Genomic DNA, 14,834 nt, shown 5'->3' on the forward strand with positions numbered 1-14,834 from the left:
ACCCCCGCTTCACTTAAAACTTGAAGCGGGGGTTTTTTTATAAGGAGTGAAGCTGTGACGATATCTTCAATGCGCGGCGCGAACGCAATGCAAGTGTTAGAGCAATCTGTGGTGGTGTTTTCTCAAAATTACTTGCCACTGTGTCGGATCAATATCAAGCGGGCGATTGTGCTGTTAGTAACCAACAAAGCTCAACCGCTGGGTTTTACCACAGAAGGCGGATGGCGAGTTCACTCACCCAGTTTGGTAATTGATGTGCCAAAACACATTCGCTTGACAATCACTTCTAATGAGCGGATGTGGAGAGTTCCGCCAGTCAATCGGCGGGAAGTGTTGCGGCGAGACTATCACAGTTGCCAATATTGCGGTAGCGGCAAACATCTAACGCTAGATCATGTGATGCCGCGATCAAGAGGCGGTTCTGACACTTGGGATAACGTAGTCACAGCTTGTGAAAGATGTAACTCCCGTAAAGGCGATCGCACTTTGTTTGAAGCTGGTATGCAACTGCGTACCAAACCAAAAGCACCAATCCACCCCGCGATTTCTTTTGCCGAACAGTTTTGGATAGATATGCAAGCAAGCCTGGAATAGCAGGAGAGCATAAGGAATGCTGAAATTAACTTACACTGAAAGCAGCTTTGATTTGGAATGTTTCACTCTGTCGCTAGAAGAATGGGTAGCGCAGCGAGTGATTTTGGCCCTGCGAGTTGGGCAAAGTTTGTGCATTGAACCCAGTAGCGCTTCCTTTTTGCTTCCTGTTGATTTGCCAGAAGTAGAAGTGCTTAAATCTGAGGTAAAAAGAGATGACACAGAAATCATAGCTCTGTGTGCCTGCGATACCCAATATATGGAAGTCACTCTGCAAGGTTCTTGGCTATCAAATAGTTCTAAGGATGCTGTAGGTGTGTTTGTTACCACTATGAGCGATCGCGCTGAGTTCTTTTTGCACAAACTTTGGCAGGAAGCTCAAGAGAGCAGTGCTTCTGTCATGAGCGAATAAACGAAATCATCGGGTGAGGAGAATTTCTCACCCTTTATTGCCCCATTTTTAGAAGTTCGGGAATTGTCACAAATCGGTAGCCTTGCTGTTTGAGTCCGCTGATGATTTGTGGCAAAGCTTCTACAGTTCTTCGGCGATCGCCACCACCATCATGCATCAAAACAATAGAACCTGGTTTGGCGCCTTTCAAGACATTATTTACAAATGCTTGTGGTTTGGCGTGAGGGTCAGTATCGGCTGAAGTTAGCGACCACATAATTACAGCATCTTTTTGGCTTTTAGCGTAAGTGGCTAGTCCGTTATTTAAAAAGCCTCCAGGAGGACGAAACAGAGCAGTTTTGACTCCTGTAGTTTTGTATATCAGGTCAGATGTGCGATCAATTTCACTCTTGGCTGTGGCTTCATCCATTCGCCGATACCAATGATGCCAAGTATGGTTACCAATGGCGTATCCTTCAGCTACTTCGCGCTTGGCTAGGTCGGGATTTGCTTGTAAGGCTTGTCCTACCCAAAAGAATGTTGCTTTAACATCATTTTGCTTCAGAATATCCAGCATTTGTAAGGTTGTCTTTGGCCAGGGCCCATCATCAATGCTTAGAGCAATAACCTTCTCGTTATTCCTGGGATGCACCTGATAAACTGTTTTTCCCTGAAATTTAGCTGGGACTGTAAAGGTAGGGTTTTCTACTTTGGCTGATGGCGATAGTTGGGCATTAATTTGATCCTTTACTTGATGATTTTGAACCTGTGCAGTATGGCTTTTGCTTAAAGGCTTGTTCAACCCCAATTGTGGGGAAGTGCCTGGAGTTATACTACAAGCTGTAATCGTAGAGGCGATCGCGACAAAATTAATTATCTTTTGTCGCTTGAAGTAGTTGTCTGTCACGTCAGGCTTTTAAAGACTCACCCAATCATAAGCTGTAGTTTGACTTTTAGGAGGTGTGAGCAAGTTCAAATCTAAGTGCAGAAGCTTTTTTAGACAATTTCAAAAAAATTTTCTGAAACCCCTTGACACTTCTTGTAGTATTTTGTAGTATAAATGTAGTGAGGGGAAGGACAAGCTTCCCAAGAGTCAAAGTCATGTTCAACATACAACTAAAGGACAGGCGTTGGAATAAACCAGAGTCCCCAGTCAACAAAGCTGCTCCTACTTGCAAACCATCGGAAGTAGAGGCAATAAACGAAAAAAGTTCTAAGTTTGCACTCATCAAAACTACTGAAGACATCCGGAATACACAACAGGCTTGCTACCTAGAGTTTCGGTTGTTTTCCTAACAGTTTCTAATAGTAAAAGCTAATTTTTCTGAACCTTGAAAACTAAATAAGAAATGGGCAAGTTCACCAAAAATCTGTGCCTAAAAACCTAAAAGTTTAGGCACAGATTCCAAAAAATCGGGGTGTAGCTCAACTGGCTAGAGCGTTCCGTTGTCTGCGGAAATGTTGCGGGTTCAAATCCCGTCACCCTGGTTGCAGTCCTGTAGGCGAATAGTTTAAGCCGTCAGTTTACGGCAGTCGCTACAACTCTGGGAACCAGAGCAACGCGCTGCCTCCTCAAACTGAAAATTGCGAGTGCGAATCTCGTCGGGACTTCCAAATGGCTGAGTAGCCAAGTGGTCGAAGGCGTCGGTCTGCAAAACCGATATCGTGAGTTCAAATCTCACCTCAGCCTCTGGTGTGATCGCAGTGTAGCTTAACCAGCAAAGCACTAGGTTCATACCCTGGTATATGCGGGTGCAAATCCCGCCGCTGCCACCAAATGCAGGGATGGTGTAACGGCAACACCTCGTGACTCCAAATCCGATGTTCTAGGTTCAAATCCTAGTCCCTGTGTCAGACAATTTTGGATTTTAAATTTTTTAATCCAAAATCTAAAATTTAAAATCTAAAATTCAGTCAATTATGCCCTCGTGGACGAATGGTTAAGTCAGTGTTCTTTCAAAGCACAGATACGAGTTCAATTCTCGTCGAGGGAATGATTATGGGTCGGTGGCCGAGTCTGGCTGAAGACGACAGTCTGTAAAACTGTTCTTTTTTGCACGCAGGTTCAAATCCTGCTCGACCCACTATGGAGAGGTGGCTGAGTGGCTGAAAGCGTCCTCCTGCTAAGAGGAAGCGGGTAATTACATACCTGTCGCAGGTTCAAATCCTGTTCTCTCCGTTTTGAGAGTGTGGTGTAACCGGATAACATCTCAGTCTACGAAACTGAAGATTTGAGGGTTCAAATCCCTCCGCTCTCGTTACAATGATCTCTTCTTTTATCCCCCGGTAGCTCAGTTGGTAGTTAGCGCCTGTCTGTTCGCGTAGCGTGTCTGAAAGACAAGAACAGGAGGTCGTCGGTTCGATTCCGACCTGGGGGGCTTCGTTGCTTCATAGCTCAATGGTAGAGCAAGCGGCTGTTAACCGCGCGGTTGTAGGTTCGAGTCCTACTGAGGCAGCCATTCATTGCCGGGTGGACGAATTGGTAAGTCGCATCGCTCTGAACGATGAGGTTGCAGGTTCAAACCCTGCCCTGGCAATAAAGCCCTGTAGTGTAATTGGCAACATAGCGCCCTTTGAAGGCGAAGATTCCAGGTTCGAGTCCTGGTGGGGCTGCCAAACTCTGCTCTTGTAGCCCAACTGGAAGAGGCTGCCGTCTCAAAAACGGTATGTTGTGGGTTCAATTCCCACCAAGAGTACCAAAACTTGCTCCTGTAGCCCAATTGGAAGAGGTGGCAGACTTAAAATCTGTTTGTTTGTGGGTTCGACTCCCACCAGGAGTACCAACGGGATGTAATTCAGTGGCGAGAAGCCATGCTTTGGGAGCATGGAGTCGCAGGTTCGAGTCCTGCCATCCCGATATGCCGCTGTCACAGAACGTGGCATAAGTGCTGGAATCAGAATCCAGATTTTGCAGGTTCAAATCTTGTCGAAAGTACCAAAATATCTGGGTGTAGCGCGGGAGTTTCGGGAACTCCAGGTCGCAGGTTCAATCCCTGCCACTCAGACTTTGCCCTTGTAGCCCAACGGAAGAGGCGCTTCGCTTAGAACGAAGAGGTTGCTGGTTCAAATCCAGTCAGGGGTATTGGTGATTTTGCGGGGATGAAGCAAGAGTGGCTTGGAGGTCTCATAAGCCTCACATCAGCAGGTGCAATTCCTGCCCCCGTCACCAAAAACAGTGCTGGTGTAGCTCAATTGGCAGAGCAACTGACTTGTAATCAGTAGGTTGCAGGTTCAATTCCTGTTACCAGCTTGACTAATGCGGGTGTGATGTAACGGCAGCATGAGACGCTTCCAACGTCTTCGTGCGAGTTAAAATCTCGCCGTCCGCTCTGAAACTTGCGGGTGTGATGTAGTCGGTAGCATCTGAGTACGCCATACTCAGTGCGTGGGTTCAAGTCCCTCCACTCGCTTGCATAATCCTAGTAGCTCAACGGTAGAGCAGTTGCCCTACAAGCAAAGCGTTGCAGGTTCGATTCCTGCCAGGATTACCAAATATTGGGAGTGTAGCTCAATGGAATAGAGCTTCGAGCTTCTACCTCGAAAGTTGTGGGTTCAAGTCCTACCACTCCCGCTTAAACAAGTCAAAAGTTAAAAGTTATAGCTATTTTCAGGTAAATAGACCACATCTGTCGTAGGGGCGCAAGGCCTTGCGCCCCTACGACAGATGTGGTTCAAATACTTGAATTCTGCTGTAAAAGTCAAAATTTAATTATTTCTCTTTCTTTTTACTTTTTACTTTGCTCTTTGTTACTTGTTTGATGGGGTCATAGCTCAAATGGCTAGAGCGCCTGCCTTGCAAGCAGGAGGTTATGGGTTCAATTCCCATTGATTCCACTGATGGTGTCTGAAGCCAAAGTGGTCGAGGCGCTGGTTTGTGAAACCAGTCATAGCGGGTTCAAGTCCCGTCAGGCACCCCTGAATGGAAGATGCTGCTGAATGGATGGCAAACTGGTCTTGAAAACCAGAGTACAGCAAACTGTAGGGGTTCGATTCCTCCATCTTCCTCTTTTCCACCTGAAGCCGAGAAGCGAGGCGCTGTGCTGATAACACAAAGAGAGGAGGGGCAGTACCTCCCAGGTGGATTTATATCTAACATTGGTGTTAGGTTGAGTCGATGGGGGATATTATTCCCCGCACCTCTCAGTTAAATCTGGGCGTGCGATTTTCACCGCACCCAGCTTCCGATGTTCTCAGCTTTTGCTTTTGCTCATGTGGATATAATCGTGGCAACTCTCATGAATTGGCTCTAGATTATTCTTTTTCCAGTTGGCATGATTTCCGTCGATGTGGTGCAAATGTACCTTTTCTTCATCTATGAATTTCAGACCACAGGAAGCACATCTATGGTTTTGCTTCTTAAGAGTAATAGAAGTTTCACCGTCGTAGAGCTTGCTTTTACGTTCGCTCCAGTAGGTTGTATTTCCGTCATAGGGGGATTTTGTCCCTTGAACCATGACGTGTTTGTTTTCGGAGTAGGAAATTGCTGGGAATGCTTTGTCTAATAATTTCTTACTAGAGTAGCGGTTTTGTTTAGTTTCCTTGTTGAATACCTTGAATGCTCTTGTTTTGATGTGGTATAACGAATTTCTCGACCCGTCCATCTTGCAAAAGCGATGGTAATTTCTCCAACCTCTAATTACCGGGGCTAATTTCTCAGCCTTTGTGGTAGCACCATAATTCGAGTTGTTGACGATGTGTTTTACTTTCTTACGAAATGCTTTGAAGTTATCCGTTGAAGGAGTGCTTCTAAACTTCCCGTTTTTCTGGACTTTAAAGTTCCATCCGAGGAAATCAAACCCATCTGCCGTGGCGGTAACTTTGGTTTTCTTTTGGCTTACATTCATTCCGCGTTTACGGAGGAACTCGCTGATTCTTTCAAGTATCTCTATCGCATTATCTTCGGGTCGGAGTATGATAACCATGTCATCCGCGTAACGGATTGATGGCTCGACAATTTTCACTGCCGGGGTTTTAGATGTAATCCTGTTCTCTTCTTTGTATCCAAGGTGATATCTGTGGATACTCTCAATCCCGTTAAGTGCGATATTTGCTAATAGTGGGCTAACTACTCCCCCTTGAGGCGTTCCTTGTTCGGGGAATTCTGGGTTTACTCCCGCCTTGAGACATCGGAATATTCCGAGTTTTAAGCCTTTGGGGGAAATGAGTTCGTCCATTATTGCTGAGTGGTTAATCCTATCGAAGCATTTTTCGATATCGAGTTCGATAACTCGTTTCTCTATTCCATTGGAGTTGGCTCTAAGGTTGTTAAAGATGTGCTTTTGTGCATCGTGAGCAGAGCGCCCAGTTCTAAACCCGTAACTCCTGGCGTGGAAAGTGGCTTCATGTGCTGGTTCAAGGGCATATTTTGCCAGGCATTGCCAAGCTCTATCCGCGATAGTTGGTATTTTAAGCATTCTGGTTGTGCCATCCTTTTTGGGGATGGGAATTTCTCGTAAGCCTTGATGTTTCCAATTTCCGCTATTTACTCTTAGCCATTCTTCCAGATGGAAGCGTTCGCTAACAGTGAGGGATTTTTTACCATCAATACCAGCCGTCTTTTTGCCAGCATTTAGCTGAGATACTTGTCTTATTGCAAGAAATCGAGCCGAGGTTGATTTTAGAATAAGCTTTTGGAGTGACCTAGCTTTCCGCTTGTCTCCAACAAGAACCGCTTTAAATACGCGCTTTTGAAGGCGGAAAAGATTTCGGCGGAATTTCTTCCACGGTAAAGCTCTCCAAGATTCACTAGTTTTGTAACTGTGTCTAATCATTTTCTCTTCTGGAGTTTGTATTTTCTGAACACCTCAGTCCAATTACGGACTGTCCTACCCGACTTGTGAGAGTTCCGCTTCTCGTCTAACCTACCTGGGGTTCGACTTCCCCAAGACTCACAAATCGTTTTTATTCGTTCCCTCGGAGAGATTGATTGTTCCGTTAGATGTAGCCATTTCGACCACTAGATTCCCTGGACTCTTGCCGTTATTACGTTGAGATGCGGCGGGAATTGGATTTTGTCTCTAGTAAAGTCAGGGTTGTTGTGTTACGCCCTGCTTTCGCATAGGTCGTTTTTCTAGGCTCTGTTTCATCATGGGAACTCCCTGTTAGCGCCAGTGTCAACCCGTAACGGCTGTCTGATTGCGCCCTGTTCCCAGCTTCACTCTACAAGAATCGAGCTTGTTCGGTGTGGGCAGGTAAGGAGTCAATTCTGAGTCTGAATGGCAAGACTTTCACTTGCATCTGACCGAGAGTTCAACCTTTTAAGGACAGTAATCTGCTGTCAGGTTGGCTTAGTTATGTACAGGCTGATTACCGTGATTCACTAAGCAACGAATCGCACCAACACTTGCGATGTAATACGATCGCAGCGGCTCATTTCTTTATTTACAGGACTTACGCACAGGTAACGGAAAATCGAACCGCAGAGGACGCTGAGGACACGGAGAAATAAGAGTTTCAGAGAGTTCTTGCGTAAGTCCTAATTTAAATTAACTAGGGTGGTTGGCATAACGGCTGTGCAGCGGGCTTTTAACCCGCAGAAATAGGTTCGACCCCTATACCACCCATTATGAATAGGAACTAGCGATCGCTAGTTGTGCATGTTGCAATAATATATCTTTATCCAAAGCATAGACGGGATATTGCGGTGTTACTGCCAGTAGTTTATCGATTCTTTCTCTGGCTGCTTCCACTACTGATTCGTCTAAGCTACCCTTGCTGAGGGAATCAAGGAAATCTTCAGCAATCTGATAGGTTCTTTGAATAGATGATGAATTGATATTGCGTGAGACAATAAATAGGTCGCAGCCTGCATGAAATGACCGCGCCACAGTACCAGCCTTAGTAAACATATCTGAGATAGCTTTCATATCCAAGTCGTCAGATACAACCACTCCCTTAAAGTTAAGTTCCTTTCTAAGTATGGTTTTGAGGATAGCCTCGGAAAGAGTTGCTGGTACATCAGCATCTATCTTGGGAAATAAGATATGGACAGTCATAATCAAAGGAATCTGTAATTCGATTAGCGCTTTGAAGGGTATAAGTTCTCGAAGTCGCAGGTCTTTTAAAGTCAGATTAACTATTGGTAGCTCGATATGAGAGTCCTTGCTGGTGTCTCCATGTCCAGGGAAGTGCTTGGCGCATCCCAAAATTCCTGACTCTTGAAGTCCAAGGTAGTAGTCACAGGCACCTTGAGTAGCAGTTTCGGAAGTGCTACCAAAGGCGCGAGGGCCAATCACAGGGTTATTGGGATGGGAAAAAATATCTGCTACAGGTGCCCACGATAAATTTATTCCCAGTGATTTGAGTTCTAGTGCTGTGGCTTTTGCTACCTCATAGGCTTGCGATCGCAGCAACAAGGCATGAGGAAATCGGGTAATCGGCAGTGGTGTACGAATTACACGACCTCCTTCATGATCTAGAGTCACAAACATTGAATCACGTTCAGTATATTCTCGTATCTGGCTGTTCAAATCCTTGAAGCTCTCCAGCCAAAACTCATAGGGGGTGCCATCCAGAAAGTTTTTAGCAAAAAAGATCACCCCAATCGGTCTCAATTCATTGAGTGCACGTTTATCATCATCACTTAATGTAGTGCTGGAAATACCTAGAATCAGGTGATGTCCAAAGCGCCTTAGCTCCTGCGATACTGGCATAATCCTTTACCTTATAGTTGTGTAGCAAACAACTTGGGATGTTTAACCTAGAAGACATAAACCCTGATTCTACAACCTTATGGAGAGTGGGGACTTTTAAGAGGCAGAGGGCAGAGGTGCTAAAGGGGAAGAATTTTCTGTTTGTCCCGCTTCTTGAACAATGCCCTATGCTCAATACCCTTCAACCTCTCACTAACTCTTTAAAAAATACTAACTTTATAAAAAAACCAGTAAATATACTATCAGGGAATATGATTATTGATTTTTAACAATTAGAATAATATATTACATGGCATTACTTACGTAAGGATAAATTAGTTTTTCTGCAAAAGCATTTTTGTGATCCTCCTTTGGAGTCACTCCGTGAACGCATCCTACCATCTAAATCTCAGGAGACTTATGTCTATAAGTTTATTCAATAACAATCTAAATAGAATTTATTCAAAATTTTATGATATTTGTTATGAAAATTACAAAGGATTGACTAAAAATCCTAGATGGCTTTTAATGCGTAAAATTGCTCGATTTAAAACTGGGCGAGCTATGATGATATTTTTCTTAAAACGTTCAGTTAAATTATATTCATCCGTTCTCAATGAGAGCAATTGTTATTTTCCAGATGTGAATGTAGATGACGTTGTTAACACTCTGAAAATCGAAGGGTTATATTTAGGAATTAATTTACCCCAAGATATTGTTAAAGAAATAGTCGAATTTGCTCATTCAACAGTTTGTTATGGCAATAGAAAAACAAATATGGGTTTCTTTTATGATCAAAAGGAACAAGCACAAACTAAGTCAGGAAAACATTTTCTCATCGGTAGTTATTTTAATACGTCTTTACTCTGCCCTGCTATAAAAAAACTTCAAAATGATCCAAACTTATTGGCAATAGCTACTAAATATTTAGATGCTCAAGCAGTACATCAAGGGAATCTGATGTGGTGGAGTTTTTCAGGTGACATAACATATCGTCAAAAAAGCCAAGCTGCTCAATTATTTGACTACGATATAGACGATTATCGTTTTCTGAAGTTTTTCTTTTATTTAACTGATATAGATGATCAAAGCGGTCCTCATGTCTGTGTTCGTGGTAGTCACAATAAGAAGAAGCTATCACATCTTTGGCTACGTAAACGAGAGACAGATCAAGATATCACCGATTATTATGGTTCTGAATCTTTAGTAAAGATTTGTGGCAAAGCTGGTTTTGGATTTGCGGAAGATCCGCTTTGTTTTCATAAAGGAATTACTCCTACTCATAAAGACCGTTTAATATTACAAATAGAATTTGCCCGAACTGACTATGGGATGCAGCAGGACTTCCGAGCAGCTTCTCTACTGAAATATATTTAGTAACTTGTGTGGTGTGATTTTCCCCTTCAGTTTCTACAATTAATTAAGTAAAAATACTTAATCAAAATACATTTGGTCTTTATATTTACATTAATTAAGTGTTTGCCGAATGAAAGTAACCTGGATATCAACTAGCAGGCTTTACCAATGCCCTAGATATTTTCTCAGAGCAGATACACGGATTACCAAAGAAATCAACTACTTTAAGACAAGAGTTTGTAACTACCTATTCTCAGTCAAAGGAATGACTTTTGTTTGTTGACATTTGGTGGTGTAAATCTAGATGAAATGCACGCCGCAAACCCATTGCTGACAATGATATTGGCAATTTAATCTGGTAGGTGTATGTCAGGTAAAATTCGCTTTTACAGAAGTTTTTTGGGGAAGCGATCGCACAATAACTGCCAAATGTAACGGATTGCAACGTATAATGAAAACGACAAAACCATTAAGAAATATTGAAGGGCATTAGGGTTAAATGCGAGTAGCGATCGCGGGTGCTGGTCTAGCAGGACTTTCCTGCGCGAAATATCTCACGGACGCAGGTCACACTCCCATTGTCTTGGAAAGCCGGGACGTATTGGGTGGTCTTGTTGCGGCGTGGAAAGATTCTGATGGCGACTGGTACGAAACCGGGTTACACGCCTTCTTTGGGGCATATCCTAATATGCTCCAATTGCTTAAGGAGTTGGGCATTGAGGACAGACTCCAGTGGAAAGAGCATACGTTGATTTTCAATCAACCAGACAAGCCTGGGACACTATCACGTTTTGATGTTCCAGATATTCCATCTCCTTTCAACGTGATTGCATCGATTCTTCGCAACAAAGACATGTTGACTTGGGAGCAGAAGATTCGGTTTGCAATTGGACTACTTCCAGCAGTGGTGCGGGGTCAGAAATATGTTGAAGACATGGACAAGTACAGCTTCTTAGAGTGGTTGAAAAGGCAAGGTGTTGACGAGCGAGTAACTAGTGACGTTTTTATCGCCGCATGTAAAGCACTCACCTTTGTCAATCCTGATGAAGTTTCTGCAACGATCCTGTTAACTGCACTGAATCGCTTTCTGCAAGAACGATATGGCTCCAAGATTGCATTTTTGGATGGTTCTCCAACAGAACGTCTATGCAGCCCGATCGTAGATTACATCAGAGAACGTGGTGGGGAAGTACGGTTGAATGCCCCCTTGAAAGAAATTTTGCTCAACGCCGATGGCACGGTGAAAGCATACTTGATTCGAGGGTTAAATGGGGCAGAAGATGAAGTTTTCACAGCAGATGTGTATGTATCTGCCATGTCGGTTGACCCAATGAAAGTGATGTTGCCTAAGCCTTGGAAGCAAATGGAGTTTTTCAAGAAGCTAGAAGGTTTGGAAGGAGTACCAGTGATTAACCTGCATCTGTGGTTTGACCGGAAACTTACAGAAATTGATCACTTGCTATTTTCGCGATCGCCCCTCCTAAGCGTTTATGCTGATATGAGCAATACCTGCCGTGAATACGCCAACCCCAATCGCTCGATGCTGGAATTAGTTCTAGCTCCGGCAAAAGATTGGATTGCCAAATCCGATGAGGAGATTGTGGCTGCAACGCTTGCCGAGTTAGAAAAACTCTTTCCCGACCACTTTGGGGGAGACAACCCAGCAACGTTGCTAAAATCTCATGTGGTGAAAACGCCGCGTTCAGTTTACAAAGCGACCCCTGGTCGTCAACAGTACCGTCCCGCACAAGTTACGCCCATTGCCAACTTCTATCTCGCCGGAAGTTATACCATGCAACGCTACTTAGGCAGTATGGAAGGTGCCGTACTTTCTGGTAAGCTGACAGCGCAGGCAATTTCTGAGGCTCTCCCGGTAGCAAATCCCTCAAACCTGCAAACGCTCACCCGACCGCCCGCAACGAATGCTGCAACTGCCTGATTCCCCCCCGCGCATGAAAACGCTGGTCTCTGTAGACGAGTCCTACAAACTTTGTCGGCATCTCACAGCAAAGTATGCCAAGACTTTTTACCTGGGTACTTTGCTTATGAGTCCGGTAAAACGTCAATCTATTTGGTCAATTTACGCTTGGTGTCGCCGTACAGATGAATTGGTGGATGGGCCCGCATCTGCTATTACCACGCCAGAAACCCTAGACCTATGGGAACAGCAGCTGGAATCGATTTTTGCGGGACGCCCATTAGAAAATTACGATGTCGCTTTAGTTGATACTCTCCAACGCTTTCCGATGGACATTCAGCCCTTTCGGGATATGATTGCCGGTCAGCGGATGGACTTATATCGCAGTCGTTATGAAACCTTTGAGGAGTTATACCTCTACTGTTACCGCGTTGCTGGTACTGTTGGCTTAATGTCAACAGCAGTTATGGGTGTGGATAGCACCATATATACAGCTCCGTGGCGTCAGAACAAACAACCATATATTCCCACAGAAGAAGCGATCGCTCTGGGAATTGCCAATCAACTCACCAACATCCTACGGGATGTGGGAGAAGATGCCAGACGGGGACGGATCTACATTCCCCTTGAAGATTTGGCAAAATTCAACTACACCGAGCAAGACTTCTTCAAAGGTGTGGTAGATGAGCGTTGGCGGGCATTGATGCGCTTTCAAATTGATCGGGCCCGCCAATTCTATACCACGTCAGACCAGGGAATTACTTGTCTTGCGCCAGATGCCCGTTGGCCCGTGTGGGCAGCATCAATGTTGTACGGTCAGATTTTGGAGGTGATTGAACGCAACAATTATGATGTATTCAGTCAGCGGGCTTACGTTCCCCAGTGGAAAAAATTACGCACTTTGCCCGTAGCTTGGATGCGATCGCAAGTCCTTTGAGCAATTAGTCATTTGTTGTTACTGATGACAAATGACTATTGACTCTTCCCAACAAGTCTGCTAACATTGATGTTCGTAAGTCAGGAGAGGTGGCTGAGTGGTCGAAAGCGGCAGATTGCTAATCTGTTGTACGGCAGGCAACTCCGTACCGAGGGTTCGAATCCCTCCCTCTCCGTTTTCCAGCCTTTGATACACGCAGTATATCCTGTGTACAAAAGTAAATATTAATCTAGGGGTAAATACTTCTACTCCCAAAGATGGATGATATGATTTATCCTTTGGAGTCTTGATTAAGATCCAGCTAAGTTACAAATCTAGTTTGAATCTTACTTTTAGGCTCCTAAATATCTGAGGAGTAAAAGTGATTTATGAAAAAAATTAGCGCCGCCTTAACCTTCAGTATAGCTACCCTAGCAATTGGGTTCCTAGTTGGGGCTTGTGGTGATACCAATACCCCCAATGGCACAGCTAACAATGGAAGTACTGCTACCCCAGCAGCAAACTCAACTACCACAAGCAGTGCTAAAGGGCTAAAAATTGGTTCCCTGCTACCGACAACAGGCGACTTGGCTTCTATCGGACAGCAGATGATAGGTTCTGTCCCTTTACTTGTCGATACGGTCAACGCTTGCGGTGGTGTCAATGGCGAACCAGTGACCTTGGTGCAAGTAGACGACCAAACCGACCCCAGAGCTGGTGCTGCGGGTATGACCAAACTAGCAACTTTGGATAAGGTGGCAGGTGTAGTTGGTTCCTTTGCCAGTAGTGTTTCTAGTGCAGCAGTCTCCATTGCCACGCCGAATAAAGTCATGCTGGTTTCTCCTGGTAGTACCAGTCCCGTCTTTACTGAAAAGGCCCAAAAGGGTGACTTTAAAGGCTTTTGGGCGCGTACTGCTCCCCCCGATACTTACCAAGCACTGGCATTAGCCCAACTTGCCAATCAAAAAGGTTTCAAGCGAATTTCTACTGTCGTGATTAATAACGACTATGGCGTTGGCTTTGAAAAAGCATTTGTGCAAACTTTTGAAAAATTGGGTGGAACCATCGTTAATAAAGATAAGCCTGTTCGCTACGACCCGAAAGCGCAGACATTTGATACAGAAGCAGCTGCTGCATTTGCTGGTAAGCCAGATGCTGTGCTGGCCGTACTATACGCTGAAACTGGCAGTCTGTTCCTGAAGGCCGCCTATCAACAAGGCCTGGCTAAGGGAGTACAGATTCTGCTTACAGATGGTGTGAAATCACCTACTTTCCCAGAACAAGTTGGCAAAGGCAGTGACGGCAAGTATATCTTAACCGGAGCGATCGGTACAGTACCTGGTTCTGATGGTAAAGCACTAGAGGCTTTCAACAAACTGTGGAAGGATAAAAAGGGTAGTGCACCAGGGGAATACGCTCCTCAAACTTGGGATGCGACTGCCTTATTGACGTTGGCAGCGCAAGCTGCTAAAGAAAATACAGGTGTTGGTATAGCCAGCAAAATCCGTGAAGTCGCTGATGGGCCTGGCACAGAAGTTACTGATGTCTGCGAGGGACTGAAGTTACTTAAAGATGGTAAGAAGATTAACTATCAAGGAGCCAGTGGCAACGTAGATGTTGATGCTAACGGCGATGTCGTCGGTGTATACGATGTTTGGACAGTAGGAGACGATGGCAAAATCAAAGTAATTGGCAAAGTTACTCCCAAGTAGAAAGTTAGCAGTTATGAGTTAAGAGTTATCAGTAAAACATTATTAACTCTTAACTCATAACTCATAACTCCTAACTCTTTGAGGATGTTTTAAAAGTATTATTGCTAACACTAAAATCTCGAAAACCTAACCCCCAGCCCCCATTCTCAACAAGGGAATCGCGGTTTCAAACCCTCTTGACCTTTCGGGGGAGAGCAATGGAACCAGAGTTTATAGTATACTTTACGACTTTCCAAACATCCTCTTAACTCTCCTTTATCCAAAATTAAGAACTCGGTTTTCTTTATCCGGCAAAAACCCTGGCTTTTCGGCAAATACT

General features: G+C 44.4%; 11 protein-coding genes and 27 tRNA genes. 35 read left to right on the top strand and 3 right to left on the bottom strand.

Going from position 1 to position 14,834, the window contains the following annotated elements:
* The first annotated feature begins 87 nt into the window (after nucleotides 1-87).
* Together V7K49_RS16485 and V7K49_RS16490 are read left to right on the top strand one after the other, a co-directional pair.
* Complete coding sequence (locus V7K49_RS16485) at nucleotides 88-594, top strand: HNH endonuclease (RefSeq protein ID WP_335206568.1); 507 nt, start codon at nucleotides 88-90, stop codon at nucleotides 592-594.
* A gap of 16 nt (nucleotides 595-610) precedes the next feature.
* Nucleotides 611-1,003 (top strand): alr0857 family protein, encoded by a 393-nt coding sequence (locus tag V7K49_RS16490; protein ID WP_334870015.1) that lies wholly within the window; start codon nucleotides 611-613, stop codon nucleotides 1,001-1,003.
* Nucleotides 1,004-1,037: 34 nt separating this feature from the next.
* On the opposite strand, the gene V7K49_RS16495 is transcribed toward V7K49_RS16490, so the two are convergent.
* Nucleotides 1,038-1,889 (bottom strand): polysaccharide deacetylase family protein, encoded by an 852-nt coding sequence (locus V7K49_RS16495; protein WP_335206472.1) that lies wholly within the window; start codon nucleotides 1,887-1,889, stop codon nucleotides 1,038-1,040.
* A 194-nt stretch (nucleotides 1,890-2,083) separates the two neighbouring features.
* Here V7K49_RS16495 and V7K49_RS16500 point away from each other — a divergent pair, with 194 nt between their 5' ends.
* The 27 genes from V7K49_RS16500 (at nucleotide 2,084) to V7K49_RS16630 (ending at nucleotide 4,987) form a co-directional block, all read left to right on the top strand.
* Entirely contained in the window at nucleotides 2,084-2,278 is a 195-nt protein-coding gene (locus V7K49_RS16500; RefSeq protein ID WP_334870011.1) for a hypothetical protein, read from the top strand.
* A 118-nt stretch (nucleotides 2,279-2,396) separates the two neighbouring features.
* Nucleotides 2,397-2,470: transfer RNA gene (locus V7K49_RS16505), tRNA-Asp, on the top strand.
* 4 nt (nucleotides 2,471-2,474) lie between these two features.
* Nucleotides 2,475-2,596, top strand: a tRNA-OTHER gene (locus V7K49_RS16510).
* Nucleotides 2,597-2,599: 3 nt separating this feature from the next.
* Nucleotides 2,600-2,672, top strand: a tRNA-Cys gene (locus V7K49_RS16515).
* Nucleotides 2,673-2,682: 10 nt separating this feature from the next.
* Nucleotides 2,683-2,758 (top strand) — tRNA-Met (locus tag V7K49_RS16520).
* A 3-nt stretch (nucleotides 2,759-2,761) separates the two neighbouring features.
* Nucleotides 2,762-2,833 (top strand) — tRNA-Trp (locus tag V7K49_RS16525).
* A gap of 72 nt (nucleotides 2,834-2,905) precedes the next feature.
* Nucleotides 2,906-2,976: transfer RNA gene (locus tag V7K49_RS16530), tRNA-Glu, on the top strand.
* 7 nt (nucleotides 2,977-2,983) lie between these two features.
* A tRNA-Tyr gene (locus tag V7K49_RS16535) sits at nucleotides 2,984-3,066 on the top strand.
* Nucleotides 3,067-3,070: 4 nt separating this feature from the next.
* Nucleotides 3,071-3,161: transfer RNA gene (locus V7K49_RS16540), tRNA-Ser, on the top strand.
* Nucleotides 3,162-3,165: 4 nt separating this feature from the next.
* A tRNA-Arg gene (locus tag V7K49_RS16545) sits at nucleotides 3,166-3,240 on the top strand.
* Between the two features lie 22 nt (nucleotides 3,241-3,262).
* Nucleotides 3,263-3,360, top strand: a tRNA-OTHER gene (locus tag V7K49_RS16550).
* A gap of 6 nt (nucleotides 3,361-3,366) precedes the next feature.
* Nucleotides 3,367-3,441 (top strand) — tRNA-Asn (locus V7K49_RS16555).
* A 5-nt stretch (nucleotides 3,442-3,446) separates the two neighbouring features.
* A tRNA-Gln gene (locus V7K49_RS16560) sits at nucleotides 3,447-3,519 on the top strand.
* 3 nt (nucleotides 3,520-3,522) lie between these two features.
* A tRNA-Gln gene (locus V7K49_RS16565) sits at nucleotides 3,523-3,598 on the top strand.
* Between the two features lie 6 nt (nucleotides 3,599-3,604).
* A tRNA-Leu gene (locus V7K49_RS16570) sits at nucleotides 3,605-3,681 on the top strand.
* A gap of 6 nt (nucleotides 3,682-3,687) precedes the next feature.
* A tRNA-Leu gene (locus V7K49_RS16575) sits at nucleotides 3,688-3,765 on the top strand.
* A gap of 1 nt (nucleotide 3,766) precedes the next feature.
* Nucleotides 3,767-3,839, top strand: a tRNA-Pro gene (locus tag V7K49_RS16580).
* On the top strand, nucleotides 3,807-4,001 hold the full coding sequence (locus V7K49_RS16585; protein ID WP_335206473.1) for a hypothetical protein: 195 nt from the start codon (nucleotides 3,807-3,809) through the stop codon (nucleotides 3,999-4,001). Before V7K49_RS16580 ends, V7K49_RS16585 begins: the two co-directional genes overlap by 33 nt.
* Nucleotides 3,992-4,064: transfer RNA gene (locus V7K49_RS16590), tRNA-Leu, on the top strand. Before V7K49_RS16585 ends, V7K49_RS16590 begins: the two co-directional genes overlap by 10 nt.
* 95 nt (nucleotides 4,065-4,159) lie before the next feature.
* Nucleotides 4,160-4,232 (top strand) — tRNA-Thr (locus V7K49_RS16595).
* Between the two features lie 8 nt (nucleotides 4,233-4,240).
* Nucleotides 4,241-4,311 (top strand) — tRNA-Gly (locus V7K49_RS16600).
* A 9-nt stretch (nucleotides 4,312-4,320) separates the two neighbouring features.
* A tRNA-Gly gene (locus V7K49_RS16605) sits at nucleotides 4,321-4,392 on the top strand.
* Nucleotides 4,393-4,397: 5 nt separating this feature from the next.
* A tRNA-Val gene (locus V7K49_RS16610) sits at nucleotides 4,398-4,473 on the top strand.
* A 6-nt stretch (nucleotides 4,474-4,479) separates the two neighbouring features.
* Nucleotides 4,480-4,553 (top strand) — tRNA-Arg (locus tag V7K49_RS16615).
* A 189-nt stretch (nucleotides 4,554-4,742) separates the two neighbouring features.
* Nucleotides 4,743-4,816: transfer RNA gene (locus V7K49_RS16620), tRNA-Ala, on the top strand.
* A gap of 6 nt (nucleotides 4,817-4,822) precedes the next feature.
* Nucleotides 4,823-4,896: transfer RNA gene (locus tag V7K49_RS16625), tRNA-His, on the top strand.
* A 7-nt stretch (nucleotides 4,897-4,903) separates the two neighbouring features.
* A tRNA-Ser gene (locus V7K49_RS16630) sits at nucleotides 4,904-4,987 on the top strand.
* Nucleotides 4,988-5,172: 185 nt separating this feature from the next.
* Here the strand turns inward: V7K49_RS16630 and V7K49_RS16635 are convergent.
* Nucleotides 5,173-6,753 (bottom strand): group II intron reverse transcriptase/maturase, encoded by a 1,581-nt coding sequence (locus V7K49_RS16635; RefSeq protein ID WP_335206475.1) that lies wholly within the window; start codon nucleotides 6,751-6,753, stop codon nucleotides 5,173-5,175.
* Between the two features lie 721 nt (nucleotides 6,754-7,474).
* Here V7K49_RS16635 and V7K49_RS16640 point away from each other — a divergent pair.
* Nucleotides 7,475-7,545 (top strand) — tRNA-Lys (locus tag V7K49_RS16640).
* Here the strand turns inward: V7K49_RS16640 and V7K49_RS16645 are convergent.
* A complete protein-coding gene (locus V7K49_RS16645) occupies nucleotides 7,546-8,634 on the bottom strand; it encodes a glycoside hydrolase family 3 protein (RefSeq protein ID WP_335206477.1) in 1,089 nt (362 codons plus the stop codon).
* Between the two features lie 399 nt (nucleotides 8,635-9,033).
* Between V7K49_RS16645 and V7K49_RS16650 the strand changes: the two genes are divergently transcribed.
* The 5 genes from V7K49_RS16650 (at nucleotide 9,034) to V7K49_RS16670 (ending at nucleotide 14,515) form a co-directional block, all read left to right on the top strand.
* Entirely contained in the window at nucleotides 9,034-9,990 is a 957-nt protein-coding gene (locus tag V7K49_RS16650) for a phytanoyl-CoA dioxygenase family protein (protein ID WP_335206479.1), read from the top strand.
* Nucleotides 9,991-10,468: 478 nt separating this feature from the next.
* Nucleotides 10,469-11,908, top strand: coding sequence for a 15-cis-phytoene desaturase (gene pds / locus V7K49_RS16655; RefSeq protein ID WP_335074024.1), 1,440 nt, complete (start codon nucleotides 10,469-10,471; stop codon nucleotides 11,906-11,908).
* Nucleotides 11,892-12,824, top strand: coding sequence for a 15-cis-phytoene synthase CrtB (gene crtB / locus V7K49_RS16660; protein ID WP_334868973.1), 933 nt, complete (start codon nucleotides 11,892-11,894; stop codon nucleotides 12,822-12,824). The genes pds and crtB overlap by 17 nt, the downstream gene beginning before the upstream one ends.
* 83 nt (nucleotides 12,825-12,907) lie before the next feature.
* A tRNA-Ser gene (locus V7K49_RS16665) sits at nucleotides 12,908-12,999 on the top strand.
* 193 nt (nucleotides 13,000-13,192) lie between these two features.
* Nucleotides 13,193-14,515, top strand: coding sequence for an ABC transporter substrate-binding protein (locus V7K49_RS16670; RefSeq protein ID WP_335206481.1), 1,323 nt, complete (start codon nucleotides 13,193-13,195; stop codon nucleotides 14,513-14,515).
* Nucleotides 14,516-14,834: the final 319 nt, after the last annotated feature.

The sequence above is a fragment of the Nostoc sp. genome (assembly GCF_036919675.1).
Lineage (GTDB): Bacteria > Cyanobacteriota > Cyanobacteriia > Cyanobacteriales > Nostocaceae > Nostoc.